The sequence below is a fragment of the Undibacterium sp. TJN25 genome (genome assembly GCF_049339885.1).
Classification (GTDB): domain Bacteria; phylum Pseudomonadota; class Gammaproteobacteria; order Burkholderiales; family Burkholderiaceae_D; genus Undibacterium.
On the sequence record NZ_JBMPPM010000008.1, the window covers coordinates 37,380 to 54,857 of the forward strand.

A 17,478-nucleotide genomic window follows, 5' to 3' on the forward strand; every position below is an offset into this window, starting at 1 on the left:
GTGTTTAAATTGAAACAATGTTTGGATTTGGTTAAGAAAACTATACATCATGTCTTCTTGCGCGCATGCCTGTAAGAATTCACAGGTTGGCTGGCAGAAGCAGATATTTGTGGTTGCAGGCTGGAAATTTGTTGCTTGAGAAAGACAAAAGGGATTGCCTCTGCAATCCCTTTTGCTGTGCCACACATTACCCGAGCGATACGAGCGTAGGCCCGCTGTGGATTACTGCAGTTTATTGCAGTTTATTGCGGTTTATTTGGCCGCCTGCATGGTGCCGGCTTCCCAGCCGCCGCCCAATGCCTTGATCAGGTAGACCGAGGTCAGCATCTGCTGACCGTGTATCTGTACCGCCTGGCGCTGGTTGTTCAACAGCGTTTGCTGGGCGGTAATGACGTCCAGGTAGGTATCCAGGCCACCGGTGTAGCGATCGTTGGCCAGGTCAAGCACACGTTGCGAACTGCGTACGCTGGCTTCCGCCTGCTTGCCGGCACTGTCGAGGCTGGTCAGCCCGAAAATGCCGTCTTCCACCTCCTGCATCGCCACCAGCACGCTCTGGCGATAGCCCGCCACCGAAGCCATGTAGCCGGCTTCGCTGATCTTGACCGTAGCACTGGTCTTGCCGGCATCGAACAGGGTCTGCGTGACGGAGGAGCCGAGCGACCATAACAGGCTAGGCGCATTGAACAGGTTGCCTATCTGCGCAGCATCCCAGCCGCCATTGGTCTGCAACAGGATGGTTGGGAAATAGGCCGCACGGGCGATGCCGATATTGGCATTGGCGGCGGCCACTGCGCGTTCGGCAGAGGCAACGTCGGGCCGGCGCTGCAGCACGTCGGACGGCAAGCCGACCGGCAAGGCAGGCGGCGCCAGTTTGACGATTTCCGGCGCCAGCGTGAAATTGGGTGCCGGTGTGCCGGTCATTGTCGCCAATGCATGCTCATACTTCGCGCGCTGGTTTTGCAGCAGGTTCAGTTGGGTCCTGCTGGTGTCGAGCAGTGCTTGCTGCTGCGCCAGATCCAGGCCGGAGGCAACACCCAGCTCATGGCGCGCGCTGATGAATGCCAGCGCTTTTTCCTGCAGCGCAATACCCTGGCGGATAACGTCGATTTCGGCATCAAGTGCGCGCAGGTTGAAATAGTCGGCGGCCAGTTCCGAGGTCAGCAGCAATCTGGCGTTTTCAAAGTCTGCTGCTGCTTGTTCGGAAGAGGCCTGTGCGCTGGCCACTGCACTGCGCACGCGGCCGAACAGGTCGGCTTCGTAATTCACGGCAAAGCCTAGCTGATAATTGTTTTGTACCGTGGACTGGTTGGCGACGCTGTAAGAGGACAATGGCCGGTCGGCAGAAGTTTTCTGGCGCGCCGCGCCGGCTTGCAGTCCGACCTGCGGGAACAGGCCCGCTGCGCTGACGCTGACTTGCGCGCGTGCCTGCTCCAGCCTTGCCGCTGATACCTGCAGGCTCTGGTTTTGCGCCATCACCTGCTGTGCCAGCTGGTTCAGTTGCGCATCCCCGAATACTTCCCACCAATTGCCTTTGAGGGCGCCGTCATTCGGTGCGCCCACGGAGAACGGCGAAGCAGACTGCCAGGCGGCCGGCATGGCGACATCGGGTTTTTTATAATCGGGAGCAATGGCGCAGGCTGCCAGCGCCAGCGCGGCGGCCAGTATGGTCAGGCGCCCGCCCAAGCGTTCAGTCAGGCATGGCAGCGCTCTCATGAACCTGCCTTCTTGCCGGCCTGTGCCTGCTTTGGTTTAACCAGTGTGACCAAGTCGTTGTCCGCCAGCGAATCCGCCGGATTCAGCACCAGCTTGTCGGCTGTGCTGATGCCGTCCAGGATTTCCAGCGCATTGCCGAGATCGTGGCCTATGGTGACCGTGTGCAGCTTGACTTGTCCTTTGTCATCAACCACGGCGACGCGGGTTCCCTCTGGACGGAACAGCAGCACATTGGACGGTACCAGCAGAGCATTGGACGTGCCGCTGATCGGCAACGCGACTTGTACGTAAGTACCGGCCAGCAGTTTGTTGTCCTTGTTGGGCAGGTTGATTTCCAGTTGCAGCGTACGGGTGGCGGCATCGATGGCGCCGGCCGTACGGGCGACCGTGCCCTGGAACACCTGGCCGGCCAGTTCGCCCTGCGTGACCTTGACGGTATCTCCGACCTTGATGCGCTGCGCATAGGCTTGCGGCACGTAGACATAGACCCTGAGAGGATCGACCTGGGCCAGCGTGAAGAGGGCGCGTCCTGCGCCGCCGTTGCCGGCATCGATCAGGTCGCCGATCTCCACATTACGCCTGGTGATGACGCCGGCAAACGGCGCGACCACTTTCTTGAAGCCTTCCAGTTGCTGCAGGCGACGCACATTAGCGTCGGCGGCGGCCAGGTTGGCCTGGGCTTGCGTATAAGCGCTGCTGCGTTCGTTCAGTTCCTGTTGTGTGACCGCGTCTTTCTTGCGCAGCGCTTCCCAGCGTTCGGCGGAAGACTTGGCCAGCTCCAGGCTGGAAGCTGCCTGCTGCCGGCTGGCGATGGCCTGCGACAACTGCTGATCTACTTCCGGCGTGTCGATTTCGGCCAGTATGTCACCCTTGGCAACCTTGCTGCCGATGTCTTTGTTCCAGCGCAGCACGTAGCCGCTGCTGCGCGCATAGATCGGCGATTCGATAATGCCTTGCAGTGTACCGGGCAGGCTCAGCGCATCGTCGTTGCCCGACGGCTTGGCATTGACCGTCGTTACATACTGCCGGGCCTGTTCGGTGGTGGATTCGGCCAGCGCGCTGGCGTGAAAGCCGCGCAGCACCATTGTGGCGACGGCGCCCAGCACCAGCAGGGTCAGTACGGAGACGCTTATGAATTTGGCGCGTTTCAATATCGGGCCGCGTGGATGAGGGGCATGCGGGTCGCTGTGTGCATCCCCTTCCGCGCTATGGATACCGAGTACGGCATGGCGTTTATCAGACATATCAGGACTTCCCTTCTTCTACAGCAGGAGATGATGAATGGGGCTGGCTCGCCGGCCGTGCGGCCTTGCGATGTTCCAGGTAGCGGTGGACGCTGGCAAAAACAATAGGGACAAAAAACAGTGTGGAAACCGTGGCGAACAGCAGGCCGCCGATAACTGCGCGGCCGAGAGGCGCATTCTGTTCCGCACCTTCGCCCATGCCTATCGCCATCGGGACCATGCCGATGATCATGGCCAGTGCCGTCATCAGCACAGGACGGATACGGGTGGCGCCGGCTTCCAGCGCAGCCGACAGCGGCGGCAAGCCGTCATTCAGGCGTTGCCGCGCGAACGACACCATCAGGATACTGTTGGCGGTGGCAACCCCCATTGTCATGATGGCCCCCGTCAGTGCCGGCACGCTGAGCGTGGTCCCTGTCAGGAACAGCATCCAGGCGATACCGGCCAGCGCCGCCGGCAGCGCAGTGACAATAATGAAGGCGTCCACCCAGGACTGGAAGTTGACGACGATCAGCAGGTACACCAGCACGATCGCCATCAGCAAGCCTATGCCCAGGCCGACGAAGGAGGATTTCATCGTTTCCACCTGGCCGCGTATCGTGATGCGGGTGCCGCGCGGCAGATCAGGCTCCATCTGTTTGACCAGCTTTTCCACTTCGCCGGACACGCTGCCGAGGTCGCGGCCTTGTACGTTGACGTACAGGTCGATGACAGGGGTGATGTTGTAATGCGAAACGACGGCCATCTGCTGCGCCGGTTTCACCTGGACCAGGTTGCTCAGCAATTGCGAAGGAACGATGCCGTTACCGGTGCCGCCGGCCGCCGAAGCGGACCTGACAGGTGTGCTCAGCAGCGCATTCAGGTCGCTGATCTGGTGCTGCGGCGTCTGCACGGCAATGCTGTACACCACGCCGTTGACAGGGTTCAGCCAGAACGCCGGGGCTGTCTGGAAACTGCCGGACAGCGATACCAGCAGGTTTTGCGCAACATCCACCGGATTCAGGCCCAGCTGCTTGATCTGGCTGCGGTCCATATCCAGCGCCAGCGTGGGCTGGTCCAGCTTCTGCTGGATATGCACGTCCACTGCGCCGGAAACCTGTTTCACCTGCTTCATCAGTTTGCTGGCCAGCGCATAATTATTTTGCAGGTTGGCCCCGGATACCTGGATATCCAGCGCTGCCGGCAGGCCGAAGTTCAGGATCTGCGTTACGATGTCGGCCGGCTGGAAGAAAAACTCCAGGCCAGGGAAACGCTTGGGCAGTTCGCGCCGCAGCGTGTCTATATAACCGCCGGTGGCGCTATGGCCTTCTTTCAGCGATACCAGGATCTCGCCATCCATCGTGCCTATCGTGCCGGCATTGCTATAGGACAGGTTGATGCCGCTGTATGGCAGGCCCAGGTTGTCCAGCACGGTGCCGATTTCCTTGGCGGGAATGACCTCGCGTATCATTTTTTCCACTTCGTCAGCTAGGCGCGCGGTTTCTTCTATGCGGGTGCCGGTGGGGGCGCGCATGTGCAGCCGTATCTGGCCTGAGTCGACGCTGGGGAAGAAGTCGCGGCCGAGCCCGAAGCCGAGGCCGCATGACAGCACGCAGAAGGCCAGGAACAGGCTGCCGAAGGTTTTGCGGTGCGTCAGCAGCGATGACAGGATGATGATGTAGCCGCCGCGGAATTTTTCAAATGCGGCGTCGAAGCGACGGTACATCCTTTGCAGCAGGCTGGGCTTGGCATTGGGATCATTGTGCACATTGCCCATCATCATCATGACCATGGTCGGCACCAGCGTACGCGACAATACATAAGAGGCCAGCATCGCAAACACCACGGCTTCGGCTAGCGGCACGAACAGGTAGCGTGCCACGCCCGTCAGGAAGAACATCGGCAGGAACACGATACAGATACACAGCGTGGAAACCAGCGCAGGGATGGCAATCTCGCCGGCGCCGTCCAGGATGGCTTTATGCAAATCCGAGCCCTGGTGCAGATGCCGTTCTATGTTTTCGATGGTAACCGTCGCATCGTCCACCAGGATACCCACCGCCAGTGCCAGTCCTCCCAATGTCATGATGTTGATGGTCTCGCCCAGCGCATACAACGCCAGGATGGAGGCCAGGATGGACAGCGGGATGGATACGGCGATGATGCAGGTGCTGCGCCAGTTGCCGAGGAACACCAGGATCATCGCTGCCGTCAGCAAGGCAGCGATCAGCGCCTCGTGGATGACGCCCGTGATTGCAGCTTTCACGAAGACGGACTGGTCGAACAGCGGTTCTATCTTCAACTCTTTCGGCAACGTCTGCATCGCTGCAGGCAGCAGGCCGCGCAAGGTATTGACGATGTCCAGCGTTGATGAACCACCGTTTTTCAGCACGGACAGCAATACGCCGCGTTCGCCGTTCTGCCGGACGATGTTGGTTTGCGGCGAGAAACCGTCGCGTACCCGCGCCACTTCGGACAGGTAGGTCATGGTGCCGTTTTTGTTCAGCACCGGGATATTGTTCAGGCCGGCAATGGTATCCGGCGAGCCGTTCATGTTGACGTTGAACTCAGTCGCACCGATCTTGGCGGTGCCGGACGGCAGCGCCAAATTTTGCGCATTGACAGCGGTCACTACGTCAGTGGGGGTCAGTCCTTTGGATAACAGTGCCTGGGTGTCCATATCCACCGATACCAGCCGCGATTTGCCGCCGAACGGGAAGGGCACCGCAGCGCCGGGGATCGTGATCAGTTGCGGCCGCAGGAAGTTGACTGCGGTATCGAACAAAGACTGCTCATTCATCGTAGCGCTGGACAGGCCCAGCTGGATGACCGGGATGCTGGAGGCGGAATACTTGATCACCAGCGGTGGCGTAATGCCGGCCGGCAACTGACGCAATTGCGCCTGTTCGATGGAAACGACCTGCGCAATCGCGGTTTGAATGTTTGCCGTAGGCTGGAAGAAAATCTTGATGATGGCAATGCCGGCCAGCGACTGCGATTCTATATGTTCAATGTCGTTGACGGTGGTAGTCAGGCTGCGCTCGTTGACCGCAGTGATGCGTTGCCCCATTTCCTGGGCCGACAGTCCATTGTAGTTCCAGATGATGCTGACGACAGGGATGTTGATTTCAGGAAAAATGTCTGTCGCCATCTTGGTCAGGACCAAAGGCGTAGACAGTAAAATCAACAGCGCCATCACGATAAACGTGTAAGGTCGCCGCAGTGCAATATTAACGATCCACATCTTAAATAGTTTTCCGCAATGAAGAGTTAGCTAGTGGCAGCCTGGGGGCTAAGGGCATGATATACATACAGTTTATTTAGCAAAGACCGCGCCAGCAAAGCGGGGACATTGTAAGGTAAATCAGACAACCGGGCAGCCGGGCAATGACAGAAGCATAAGCAACCGATATATTAACGCCCCGGCCCCAGAGGCTAGGATGATATGCGCTTTCCCGTATCGTCGCGTATTGGCATGGTAACGGCTTGTATCGCTATTTTGCTGCACTGCGAAAACCTGAAACAATGAGAAAAACCAATATCAAAAAAACAAAGAAAATCTCTATATGTTGCCAAATATATATGCTGCACATGCCTGCCGGCTGCCATTGATGGGTCAACAGACCCGTGCTGCCTCAAGCAGCAGGCGTTTGGACGGCTAAAGGCGGAAAACGTTCGGCTGGCGATTCCTAATTTTTGTAAATTACTCTAACTCATTGATTTGTAATATACTCTCATCTTTCTAGCCTTCGCTTACCTCTGTTGATTGTCTTAGATATACGATCTTGCCAACAAACTCATCATCCGTTGGTACCGTGCTCAACTCACGGGAAGCCCACTACCATACAATGACTGATATCAAGTCCGATACCGATACCACGCAGGACAGCATCGCTGCCGAAGCTGCGCCAGTAAAGCCTGTTCCCACTGTCCGTTTTGAAGATTTCGGGCTGTCCGCCGAGATTTTGCGCGCCTTGTCAGACCAGGGATATGTACATCCTACGCCTATCCAGGCCGAGGCTATCCCTGTCGTCCTGAAAGGGCGAGACGTGATGGGCGCAGCGCAAACCGGCACGGGCAAAACCGCCGGCTTCGCATTGCCGATCATCCAGCTGCTGCTGGCGCATGCGAGCAACAGTGCATCGCCTGCCCGCCACCCCGTCCGCGCATTGATACTGACGCCGACGCGCGAACTGGCCGACCAGGTTGCCGATAATGTCAAAGCCTATTGCCAGTACACGCCTTTGCGCGCAACCGTCGTTTTCGGCGGCATGGACATGGCGCCACAGGTAGCCGCACTGCGCTCCGGCATAGAGATCGTCATTGCAACGCCGGGACGCCTGCTGGATCACGTGCAGCAAAAAACCATCAACCTGTCGCAGACGCAGATCCTTGTCATGGATGAGGCGGACCGCATGCTGGACATGGGCTTCTTGCCGGATTTGCAGCGCATCATCAACCTGCTGCCTGCGAAACGCCAGAACCTGATGTTTTCGGCGACATTCTCCCAGGAAATCAAGAAGCTGGCAGCCAGCTTCCTGACCGATCCGGTGACGATAGAAGTTGCACGCGGCAATTCAACCGCAGAAAACGTTACGCAGATCCTGTACAAGGTTGCAGAAGAAGAGAAGCGCGACGCAGTTTCTTTCATCATCCGCGAACGCGGCCTGAAGCAGGTCATCGTGTTTTCCAATACCAAGATAGGCGCGTCACGCCTGGCGGTGCATCTGGTGAAGCAAGGCGTCAAGGCGTCGGCGATCCACGGCGACAAATCGCAATCTGAACGCATGGCGGCGCTGGAAGCATTCAAGCGCGGCGAAGTCGAAGTGCTGGTGGCGACTGACGTTGCCGCCCGCGGCCTGGATATCTCCGAAATGCCGTGCGTGATCAATTTCGACTTGCCGTACAACGCGGAAGACTATGTGCACCGTATCGGCCGTACCGGCCGTGCAGGCGCCAAGGGCGATGCGATTTCGCTGCATACCGACAAGGATGAGCGCCTGCTGATCGATATCGAAAAGCTCATCAAGCAAAAAATCGTGCGCCTGCAACTGGCCGGATTTGTCGCTACTTCCTTGCATGGCGCGGAACGTCGTCCGCGCGATACGGCAGCGTATGCCGGATCGGCCGGCTCCGCCGGGCGTGGCGAGCGTGCAGAGCGCACCGAGCGCACAGAAAGACCAGAGCGTAGCGACCGTGCAGACCGCGGCGAGCGTGGTACGGAGCGGCCGCATCGCGGTTACACTCCACCGCGCGAGAGGGTTGATCCATGGTTCCTGAAGCCTTACGAGCCCAGCACTAGCCAGGTGGCAAGCTCAATGAGCAACCCGGTATCCACACCGCAAAATCTGCCGAGCAACAAACCGCAGAAAAAAGCCGCACTGCTGGGTGGCCTCGTCAAGCAATCCTGATCTCCTTTGTTACCCTGGTGCAGATAGCGCCTTCAGCCGGACATGTCCGGCTGCATGAAGGCCGGGGAACAATGTCAGCATCCTGTCCCGCGTCGTTCCAGTAAGTGCATCCACGCGGGCACCGCTTTTTCCCAGAATACCCCGATATTGCCTGCTTCCTGAATCTGCAGACCGAGAAGTTGCGCGGCAGGCAGCAAGGCGTCGCGTATCAAATCTTCTTCTGAAGCGCCTTTATCAAAAGCCTGCGCCCCAGTCTGCTTGGACAGTTTTTCACCGGCAGCATTGGCCACTACTGACACGTGCAGGTAAGCAGGCTGCGGCAGACCGAGCAGGCGCTGTAGATAGATTTGCCTGGCAGTAGAGTCCAGCAGGTCGGCCCCTCGCACAATATGTGTGATCCCCTGCGCGGCATCGTCCACCACGACCGCCAGCTGGTAAGCCCAGAAACCATCTGCGCGCTTCAGCACAAAATCTCCCACTTCGCTGCCCAGGTCCTGTCCGATATCGCCGCACCAGCGGTCATGGAATCGGATGATGCCGTCGGCAGCATCCGGCACGCGCAGGCGGTAGGCGCGGGCCTGCCTGCCGGCTGCCAGGCCGTTGCGGCAGGTGCCGGGGTAAATTAGTGCGGCAGCGCCGCTGCCGGATGTACCAGTGCGCGAATCGGCGATCTCCTTGCGGGAGCAGGCACAAGGATAGACTTGTGTTCCCAGTTGCTCAAACACGGCTTCATACAGATGCTGGCGCTTGCTCTGCCATAACACGTCGCCATCGATGTGCATGCCGCAGCGCTGCAGGGTATCGAGAATCGCCTGATCCGCACCGGCAACATTGCGGTCAAAATCCAGGTCTTCCATGCGCACCAGCCACAGCCCTTCATGCGCCCTGGCGTCCAGGTAGCTTGCCATGGCAGCCACGAGTGAGCCCAGGTGCAACGGGCCAGTGGGCGATGGCGCAAAACGGCCTATATAAGGGCGCCGGCTGGCTTTGATGTTGTCAGAGGTGTCTTTGTTTTCTTGTGTCATGCGCTGCTGCTAGAAACCGAAATGTTACAGGGTCTAAGGATTATAAGAAAAATATGGGTTGATGGGGCCCTGCCCATATATAGTGATGAAATTCCACTACCGGAAGAAAGGCCTTATATGATTACCATACGCAAATCCCAGGAGCGCGGTCATGCGGAGCACGGCTGGCTGAAGTCTTATCATAGCTTCTCTTTTGCCGATTATCATGATCCCACGCACATGGGTTTCGGTCCGTTGCGCGTCATCAATGAAGACTGGATTGATCCCGGCATGGGCTTTGGCACGCACGGCCACCGCGACATGGAAATCATCACCTACGTGCTGGAAGGCGAAATTGCGCACAAGGACAGCATGGGCAATGGCAGCGTGATCCGCCCGGGTGATGTGCAGCGTATGAGCGCCGGCACCGGCGTCATGCATTCTGAATTCAATGCATCTGAAAAGAACCCTGCGCATTTGCTGCAGATCTGGATCATGCCAGACCAGGGCGGGATCCCTCCCGGCTATGAGGAAAAGAACTTCAGCCGCGAGGATAAGATCGGGCGGCTCAGGCTGGTGGCATCACCGGATGCGGAGGATGGCGCGGTCAAGATCCATCAGGACGCGCGCCTGTACGTCGGCCTGTTCGACGGTGACCAGCAGGCCAGCCTTGCGCTGCAGAAAAACCGGCTGGCCTATGTGCATCTGGCGCGCGGTGAGCTGACGGTCAACGGCATTGCCTTGCAGACCGGCGATGCGCTGAAGCTGAAATCGGAAGAACTGCTGAGCATGGAGCAGGGCAGGCAGGCCGAGGTACTGGTATTCGACCTGCCGGTATAGTCCAGGCCGCGCTACATCGACAGTAATTTTCCGCTGCGGTAGGCGACTGCGCCGGCGATTTTTGCCAGCGTGGTGCCGCGCTGTGCATAGCGGTGCGCCATGCGCGCGAACAGCTTGCCGCTGACGGTGGCGACAACCGGTGTGGCCTCGCCGCTGGCCGGGTCCACCAGTTCTCCTATGGGCTCTCCGGCTTGCACAATATCCCCCGGCTTCTTGCTGAACACCATGATGCCAGGCTGCGTTGCCAGTAGCGGCTCCACTCCCTCCAGCGGCGTGGGCTGGCACAGCGCCGCTGGCAATGGCGGGAGCACAGCATTTTCTGTTTCTATATGTCCGGTATGCATGAGGAAGGCGATCAGCTGTTCAGCATCCTGCCCTGCCAGCGCATGCGTGACATCCGCCTGCCCGCGCAACTCGACTGTCACCGGCATGCAGGCCAGCGGCACCGGGTACTGCTGCCCGAAATGCTCCGCCAGTTCCCACCAGATGCGGCCGCAGGTTTCATCGAAGGGATCGTCGCCGGATTCGGTGGCCAATAATATCGCTTCGGCGCCGAGCAGGCGGCCCAGCGGCATGATCCTGTCGGCTAGCGGCGTGCCGGTGTACAGATGCAGCACCGATTCGCTGTCGCAATGCAGGTCCAGCACCAGGTCGGCGTCGATGGACAGGGTTTGCAAGGTTTTTTTCAGTGCGTCGGTCTCCGATGCAGGCTGCCAGTCGGCCAGCAGCATGCGGGCTTCGTTGCGTATCGTGCTGACGTTTTCCTGTGCGTCGTTACACAACTTGTCCACCAGTACCCGCTTCAGTTGCGGCACCAGGTTGCGGTAGCCGCGGTTGAAATTGATGCCTGTCGCCATGTCGAAGCGGCCAAAAGGCGAGCCTTGCAGTACCTGCGCGAGGCCGATGGGGTTGGTGACTGGCACCAGAATGATTTCGGCGGCCAGCCTGCCTTCGCCTTCCAGTGTTTCCAGCCTGCTGCGCAGGTGCTGGGCTACCAGCATGCCGGGAATTTCGTCCGCATGCAGCGATGCCTGTATGTAGACCTTGCGGATATGCGGCCCCACACCGGCATGGCCGAAATGCAGACTCTGGAATTGCCGTTCGGTACCCGAACTGGAAGACGGCAGCGGATGATATTCAATACGCATCTGATTTTTGGCCCTGGCGGTTGAAATGAGTGTTAACAGAAACAGTCAGCATACCTGCAAATGCACGATCGTTCAAAAAGCGTGCGTCCTGGGCGGCACGGTCCTTGCTGTATCATCAGACACCAGGGGCCATGCCATCAATAGCACCTCATTGCCGGCATAAAGCGGGAGCAGCTAGTGGAAAACACGGTACAGCAACAGTCGGGAACACTGGTCATCATCGGTGGTGCATTGCGGGTGGATAATTCGGCAGTCTGGGAGCGCATCGTGATGCTGGCCGGCGGCAAGGGAGCAAAGATTGCAGTGTTCCCGTGCGCCGCAAGCCGGCCCGCGCATTCGGCTGCCTTGACGATACAGGCACTGCAAAAATACGGCGCCTGCGCTTTTATGGTGCCGGTTGCAGTCAAATTGGAAGGCTGTGATTGCCGTACGGCTGCCGACGATCCGGCTATCGCGGAACAGGTAAGAACTGCGGACGGTGTCTATTTTGTGGGCGGCGACCAGGGACGCATCACACAGGCGCTGCTCAGGCCCGATGGCAGCCGGTCGCTGGTGCTGGACGCGGTATGGGAACTGTACCGCAAGGGGGGAGTGATCGCCGGCAACAGCGCAGGCGCGGCCATCATGAGCACTTGGATGTTTGACGATGCCCCGGCCGTGCTGCCCGCGCTGAAGCGGGGTATTTCAGATGACGGGGAAATGGCGCCCGGCCTGGGCTTTATCGGCCCCGACGTATTCATCGATCAGCACCTGGTCATACGCGGACGCTTTGCGCGCATGCTGCCTGCGATGCTGAAGATGGGCTATCGCACAGGTTTGGGTATCGACGAAAACACGGCAATGGTTGTTAGCGGCGGGAGCGACGTGGAAATTGTCGGTTACAGAGGTGCGGTGCTCATCGATCTGTCGCAGGCAACCGTTAACGAAGGGACATTCAATATCAGCAACGCCCGCCTCAGTTACCTGGATAATGGCGATCGTTATAACTTCCACAGCGGACTGCTGACGCTGCCCGCAGACAAGCGGGAGGGCAGGCTGGAACTGGGGCCGCCTTATCGCAACGGCGCGCGTTTTTATCCGGCCATCCTGGCCAACGCCACTTTGCTTGATCTGCTGCAGGCACTGGCATGCAGCCGGCAGCAGCGGGCGGTGGGCCTGGCCTTTGGCGGGCCAGACGATGACATGCCTGCGCTTGGCTTTGAATTCACTTTTAGCAAGGCGGAGGATAGCGAAGCTTATTTTTCCAGCCTGCGCGGTGCCGAGACCTATACAGTGATGAATATGCGGCTGGACGTGCGGCCGGTGGAAATGCAGCTGCCGCTATACCGGCACATATAGCGCAAAAAATAGACGAGCAATAAAAAAGGAGCCGAGGCTCCTTTTGTTGTCTTTACATGCTTCTTTGCTTGTCTTTTTTACTTATTTTTTTTCAGGCCGCTTCCGGCGCATTCGCCGGCGCAGCCTTGGCTTTTGCTTCCTGCGATGCACAGGCAGGGCAGGAAACACCGGGAATGTATAAAGGCGACAGCTGTTCGCGCGGTGTCACGATGCCGCGACAGGCGAAGCATTGCTCGGTATCGGTAGCTTCCAGCTGTGGATTCAGGGCCGTACGGTAATCGAAGACGAAACAGTCGCCATGATAGTGTGCGCCGCCGACTTCCTCGAAATATTTGAGGATGCCGCCTTCCAGCTGGTACACGCTGTCAAAGCCGACATTCTGCATGTGGATGGCGGCTTTTTCACAGCGTATGCCACCGGTGCAGAAAGTAACAACGGTCTTGTCGTTCAGCTTGTCGCGGTTGGCTTCGATCACTGCCGGAAATTCGGTGAACTTGGCGATGCGGTAGTCGATCGTATTGTCGAAGCTGCCGACATCCACTTCAAAGTCGTTGCGGGTATCGACCATGACGACTGGCTTGCCATTGTCGTCATGACACTGATCCAGCCAGCGCTTCAAGGTCTGCGCATCCACCGCAGGCGCGCGGCCATCTTCCGGCTTGATCAGCGGCATGCGCATTGTGATGATTTCAGGCTTGACCTTGACCAGCAGCTTGGTGAACGGCTGTTTGTCGGACACACTCTCCTTGGCGACGACATCCGCAAAGCGCGCGTCCTGGTGCAGCCAGTCCATATAGGCGTCTATTTCCTCGCGCAGGCCGGCCAGGAACATGTTGATGCCTTCCGGGCTCAGGATGACCGTGCCCTTCAGGTTCAATTCCTTGCACTTGTCCAGGAACTGCGGTTTTTTTTCAACCGTATCGTCGAAAGTGATGAATTTATAGGCAGAGATGTTGACGTAGGGCGTTGCCGCTGAAGGGGCGACGGATATTGCGGTGGATGGCATGGCAAATAATTCAGTAAGTCATTGATTTATCAGTATTATAAACTTTTGCGGCAGATTTTTTAAAGTTTGATCTGCAAAAAACTTGATCTGGCTCATATAAACGATATTTAAACTTTATTTTTTCCTTGCTTCCACGGATGCGAGCCTTTGGCTGTTTTGCTTATCCCCGTGCTTATAGTTGTTTACATGCCCTTACATTTTCGTTTTTTCAAGCCCTTAATCCCTTCGTTGAATGCGTCCGGGCACGGTAAAATAGCGGGATGACTACAGAATTAACACTTGCTAATGATGCAACCGCCGCAGCGGCTCCCGTAACTCTTGCGGTGCCCCCCCAGGCCGCCGGACCGCGCTTCGTCCATCTGCGCCTGCACTCCGAATATTCGATCGTCGATGGCCTGGTGCGCATCGACGATGCCATCAAGTCCGCCGAAAAAGACAAGCAGCCTGCAATGGCGATCACCGACCTTGCCAACCTGTTTGCCATGGTTAAGTTTTACAAGTCTGCGCGTGGCAAAGGCATCAAACCTATTGCCGGCTGCGACGCCTGGATCACCAACGATGCCGACCGTGACAAGCCCTCGCGCCTGCTGCTGCTGGTAAAGAACCGCAAAGGTTATCTGCAGCTGTGCGAATTGCTGGCGCAGGCATGGCTGACCAACCAGCACAAGGGCAGGGCGGAGATCCATCCTGATTGGTTGCAGGACTTGCAGCAGCAAGGCGAGCCAGGCCTGATCGCTCTGTCCGGCGCGCACTTCGGCGACATCGGCATCGCCATCGACAACGGCAACCTGGAAGCCGCGGAGCGCAATGCGCAACGCTGGGCCAGTATCTTCCCCGGCCATTTCTATATTGAAATCCAGCGTGCCGGCCAGCCGAATATGGAGAACCAGGTGCGCCAGGCTGTGCGGCTGGCGCAAAAGCTGGGGTTGCCTGTCGTGGCAACGCATCCCATCCAGTTCATCAGCAAGGAAGACTACATCGCGCATGAGGCGCGCACCTGTATCGCTGAAGGCGAAATGCTGGCCAACGCCAGGCGCGTAAAGCGCTTCAACGACCAGCAATGCTTCAAGACGCAGGATGAAATGGCAGTGCTGTTTGCCGATTTGCCTGGTGCCTTGCAGAATGCAGTGGAGATCGCCAAGCGCTGCAACCTCACGCTGGAACTGGGCAAGCCCAAGCTGCCGGATTTTCCGACGCCGGACGGCATGACGATTGGCGACTACCTGGTACATGAATCCAAGGTCGGCCTGGAAAAACGCCTGGCGCACCTGTATCCCAACGACGAAAAGCGCGAACAGCAGCGCGAGCGCTATGAGGCACGGCTGAAATTTGAAACCGATACCATCATCAAGATGGGTTTCCCCGGCTACTTCCTGATCGTGGCGGACTTTATCCAGTGGGCCAAGAACAATGGCGTGCCGGTCGGGCCGGGCCGCGGTTCAGGCGCGGGTTCGCTGGTGGCGTATTCGCTCAGTATTACCGACCTGGACCCGCTGGCCTATAACCTGCTGTTCGAACGTTTCCTGAACCCGGAACGGGTATCGATGCCCGATTTCGATATTGATTTTTGCCAGGAAGGTCGCGACAGGGTTATCCAGTACGTCAAGGACCGCTACGGCAAGGAGGCCGTCTCGCAGATCGCCACCTTCGGTACGATGGCGGCCAAGGGCGCCATCCGCGACGTAGGCCGCGTGATGGATTTCGGCTATAACTTTTGCGACGGCGTTTCCAAGCTGATTCCTTTCAAGCCCGGCAAGCCGGTGACAATCGCCGAGGCGATCATCGAAGAACCGCTGCTGGCGGAGCGGCAGGAAAATGAAGAAGAGGTCAAGCAGTTGCTGGACCTGGCGCAGCAGGTGGAGGGCATTACCCGCAATATCGGCATGCATGCCGGCGGCGTGCTGATTGCGCCGGGCAAGCTGACCGATTTTTGCCCGCTGTATACGCAGGGCGGCGATTCGGGCGTGGTGTCGCAATACGACAAGGACGACGTGGAGGCCGTGGGCCTGGTGAAGTTCGACTTTTTGGGCCTGACCACGCTGACCATCCTGGACCGCGCGGTGAACTACATCAAACGGCTCGATCCGGCGATGGTCAACTTCAACCTGGAGAGCCTGCCGCTGAACGACAGGCCGTCGTATGAGTTGCTGACCAAGGCCAAGACAGTCGCCGTATTCCAGCTGGAAAGCCGCGGCATGCAGGGCATGCTGAAAGATGCGCGGCCCGACCGCTTTGAAGACATTATCGCGCTGGTGGCGTTGTACCGGCCGGGCCCGATGGACCTGATTCCCGATTTCTGCAAACGCAAGCACGGCGAAAGATTCGATTACCCCGATCCCCGCACCGAAGGCATTCTGTCTGAAACCTACGGCATCATGGTGTACCAGGAACAGGTGATGCAGATGGCGCAGGTCGTGGGCGGATACTCGCTGGGCGGCGCCGATCTGCTGCGCCGCGCGATGGGTAAGAAAAAGGCCGAAGAAATGGCCGAGCACCGCCAGATCTTCCGCGACGGCGCTGCCAAGGATGGCCTGAGCCAGGAAAAGGCCGACGAGATTTTCGATTTGATGGAAAAGTTCGCGGGCTACGGCTTCAATAAATCGCATGCCGCTGCGTACGCGCTGCTGTCCTATCACACGGCCTACCTCAAAGCGCATCATCCAGCCGCATTCATGGCCGCCAACTTGTCACTGGCGATGGATGACACCGACAAGATCAAGATCCTGGTGGAAGACTCCATCGACATCTGCAAGCTGACCTTGCTGCCGCCGGACATCAACCAGTCCGAATACCGCTTTATCCCAGTCGGCGAGCCGGGCAAGAAAGCTACGCAGATACGCTATGGCCTGGGCGCGGTAAAGGGCTCCGGCCAGAATGCAATAGAAAGCATCGTCGCGGCGCGTACGGCCGACGGCCCGTTTGTCAGCCTGTTCGATTTTGCCAAGCGCATCGACAAGCGCCAGGTGAATCGCCGCACGATAGAGTCGCTGATACGCTCGGGCGCCTTTGACGGTTTTGGCGAAGACCGCGCGGTGTTGCTGGCGACGGTAGGCCTGGCCATGGATGCTGCGGAACAGGCCGATAAAGCAGCAAACCAGGTCAGCCTATTCGGCGATGATGAAGACCTGATCCCGCCGCCGGAATATGTGAAGGCGGTGCCATGGACCGACAAGAAGCGGTTGACTGAAGAAAAGCTGGCGCTGGGCTTCTACCTGTCCGGCCACCTGTTCGATTCTTACGCGCCGGAAGTGCGCCAGTTCATCAAGACCACGCTGGCCAAGCTGGAGCCCTCGCGCGACCTGCGGATGATCGCCGGCATCATCTCCGGTATCCGTACGCAGATGACCCAGCGCGGCAAGATCCTGATCGTGACGCTGGATGACGGCACTGCGGTCGTGGACGTGACTGTGTACAGCGAAGTCCTGGACCAGTTCAAGAACCTGTTCAAGGAAGATGAGTTCCTGGCGGTGCTGGGCAAGGTGTCGGAAGACCGCTTCTCCGGCGGCCTGCGCATTTCGGCGGAAAAAGTGATGGACATCGGCCGTGCGCGGGTGCAATTCTCGCAAGGCTTGCGGGTAACGCTGACATCGGACACCGACGTCAAAATACTGCAGGAAACCTTGAAGCCTTACCTGGACCAGGAAGGCTGCCCGGTGGTAGTGCGCTACCAGAATGGCATGGCTTCCGCCGAGCTGTATTTCGCCGACGGCTGGCGTGTCAATCCCGACGACGGCCTGCGGCAGACGCTGTCGGACTGGCTGTCCCCTAAAAACGTACAGATCGAATATTCCTGAG

At 58.4% G+C, this 17,478-nt stretch carries 10 protein-coding genes; 4 read left to right on the forward strand and 6 right to left on the reverse strand.

Annotated features, from left to right (window positions below; all coding sequences use genetic code 11):
- Positions 1-252: 252 nt before the first annotated feature.
- Genes ACO0LO_RS19815 through ACO0LO_RS19825 form a run of 3 tightly spaced genes read right to left on the reverse strand, consistent with a single transcriptional unit; the run spans position 253 to position 6,180 of the window.
- The gene (locus ACO0LO_RS19815; protein WP_422966616.1) at positions 253-1,713 is read right to left on the reverse strand and encodes an efflux transporter outer membrane subunit; all 1,461 of its coding nucleotides are present in this window, start codon (positions 1,711-1,713) and stop codon (positions 253-255) included.
- Positions 1,710-2,957, reverse strand: a complete 1,248-nt coding sequence (locus ACO0LO_RS19820) for an efflux RND transporter periplasmic adaptor subunit (protein WP_422966618.1) — start codon at positions 2,955-2,957, stop codon at positions 1,710-1,712. Before ACO0LO_RS19820 ends, ACO0LO_RS19815 begins: the two co-directional genes overlap by 4 nt.
- 1 nt (position 2,958) lies before the next feature.
- A complete protein-coding gene (locus ACO0LO_RS19825) occupies positions 2,959-6,180 on the reverse strand; it encodes an efflux RND transporter permease subunit (RefSeq protein WP_422966620.1) in 3,222 nt (1,073 codons plus the stop codon).
- A gap of 604 nt (positions 6,181-6,784) precedes the next feature.
- Here ACO0LO_RS19825 and ACO0LO_RS19830 point away from each other — a divergent pair.
- Positions 6,785-8,347, forward strand: a complete 1,563-nt coding sequence (locus ACO0LO_RS19830; RefSeq protein ID WP_422966622.1) for a DEAD/DEAH box helicase — start codon at positions 6,785-6,787, stop codon at positions 8,345-8,347.
- Between the two features lie 74 nt (positions 8,348-8,421).
- Here the strand turns inward: ACO0LO_RS19830 and gluQRS are convergent, their stop codons facing one another.
- Positions 8,422-9,372 (reverse strand): tRNA glutamyl-Q(34) synthetase GluQRS, encoded by a 951-nt coding sequence (gene gluQRS, locus ACO0LO_RS19835; protein WP_422966623.1) that lies wholly within the window; start codon positions 9,370-9,372, stop codon positions 8,422-8,424.
- A 117-nt stretch (positions 9,373-9,489) separates the two neighbouring features.
- Here gluQRS and ACO0LO_RS19840 point away from each other — a divergent pair, with 117 nt between their 5' ends.
- Positions 9,490-10,191 (forward strand): pirin family protein, encoded by a 702-nt coding sequence (locus tag ACO0LO_RS19840; protein ID WP_422966624.1) that lies wholly within the window; start codon positions 9,490-9,492, stop codon positions 10,189-10,191.
- An 11-nt stretch (positions 10,192-10,202) separates the two neighbouring features.
- Here ACO0LO_RS19840 and ACO0LO_RS19845 read toward each other — a convergent pair whose 3' ends face one another.
- Positions 10,203-11,339 carry a succinylglutamate desuccinylase/aspartoacylase family protein gene (locus ACO0LO_RS19845; protein ID WP_422966626.1) on the reverse strand — a complete coding sequence of 379 codons (1,137 nt, stop codon included), beginning with the start codon at positions 11,337-11,339 and terminating at the stop codon, positions 10,203-10,205.
- Positions 11,340-11,516: 177 nt separating this feature from the next.
- On the opposite strand from ACO0LO_RS19845, the gene ACO0LO_RS19850 reads away from it, so the two are divergent.
- Positions 11,517-12,677 (forward strand): cyanophycinase, encoded by a 1,161-nt coding sequence (locus ACO0LO_RS19850; protein WP_422966628.1) that lies wholly within the window; start codon positions 11,517-11,519, stop codon positions 12,675-12,677.
- A 91-nt stretch (positions 12,678-12,768) separates the two neighbouring features.
- Here the strand turns inward: ACO0LO_RS19850 and ACO0LO_RS19855 are convergent, their stop codons facing one another.
- Positions 12,769-13,683, reverse strand: coding sequence for a sulfurtransferase (locus ACO0LO_RS19855; RefSeq protein ID WP_422966630.1), 915 nt, complete (start codon positions 13,681-13,683; stop codon positions 12,769-12,771).
- A 260-nt stretch (positions 13,684-13,943) separates the two neighbouring features.
- Between ACO0LO_RS19855 and dnaE the strand changes: the two genes are divergently transcribed.
- The gene (dnaE, locus tag ACO0LO_RS19860; protein ID WP_422966632.1) at positions 13,944-17,477 is read left to right on the forward strand and encodes a DNA polymerase III subunit alpha; all 3,534 of its coding nucleotides are present in this window, start codon (positions 13,944-13,946) and stop codon (positions 17,475-17,477) included.
- Position 17,478 lies beyond the last annotated feature (1 nt).

Coding starts and splice junctions, on each gene's coding strand:
- ACO0LO_RS19815 (WP_422966616.1), bottom strand. CDS start 1,713: ATGAGAGCGCTGCCATGCCTGACTGAACGCTTGGGCGGGCGCCTGACC.
- ACO0LO_RS19855 (WP_422966630.1), bottom strand. CDS start 13,683: ATGCCATCCACCGCAATATCCGTCGCCCCTTCAGCGGCAACGCCCTAC.
- gluQRS (WP_422966623.1), bottom strand. CDS start 9,372: ATGACACAAGAAAACAAAGACACCTCTGACAACATCAAAGCCAGCCGG.
- ACO0LO_RS19825 (WP_422966620.1), bottom strand. CDS start 6,180: ATGTGGATCGTTAATATTGCACTGCGGCGACCTTACACGTTTATCGTG.
- ACO0LO_RS19840 (WP_422966624.1), top strand. CDS start 9,490: ATGATTACCATACGCAAATCCCAGGAGCGCGGTCATGCGGAGCACGGC.
- dnaE (WP_422966632.1), top strand. CDS start 13,944: ATGACTACAGAATTAACACTTGCTAATGATGCAACCGCCGCAGCGGCT.
- ACO0LO_RS19820 (WP_422966618.1), bottom strand. CDS start 2,957: ATGTCTGATAAACGCCATGCCGTACTCGGTATCCATAGCGCGGAAGGG.
- ACO0LO_RS19845 (WP_422966626.1), bottom strand. CDS start 11,339: ATGCGTATTGAATATCATCCGCTGCCGTCTTCCAGTTCGGGTACCGAA.
- ACO0LO_RS19830 (WP_422966622.1), top strand. CDS start 6,785: ATGACTGATATCAAGTCCGATACCGATACCACGCAGGACAGCATCGCT.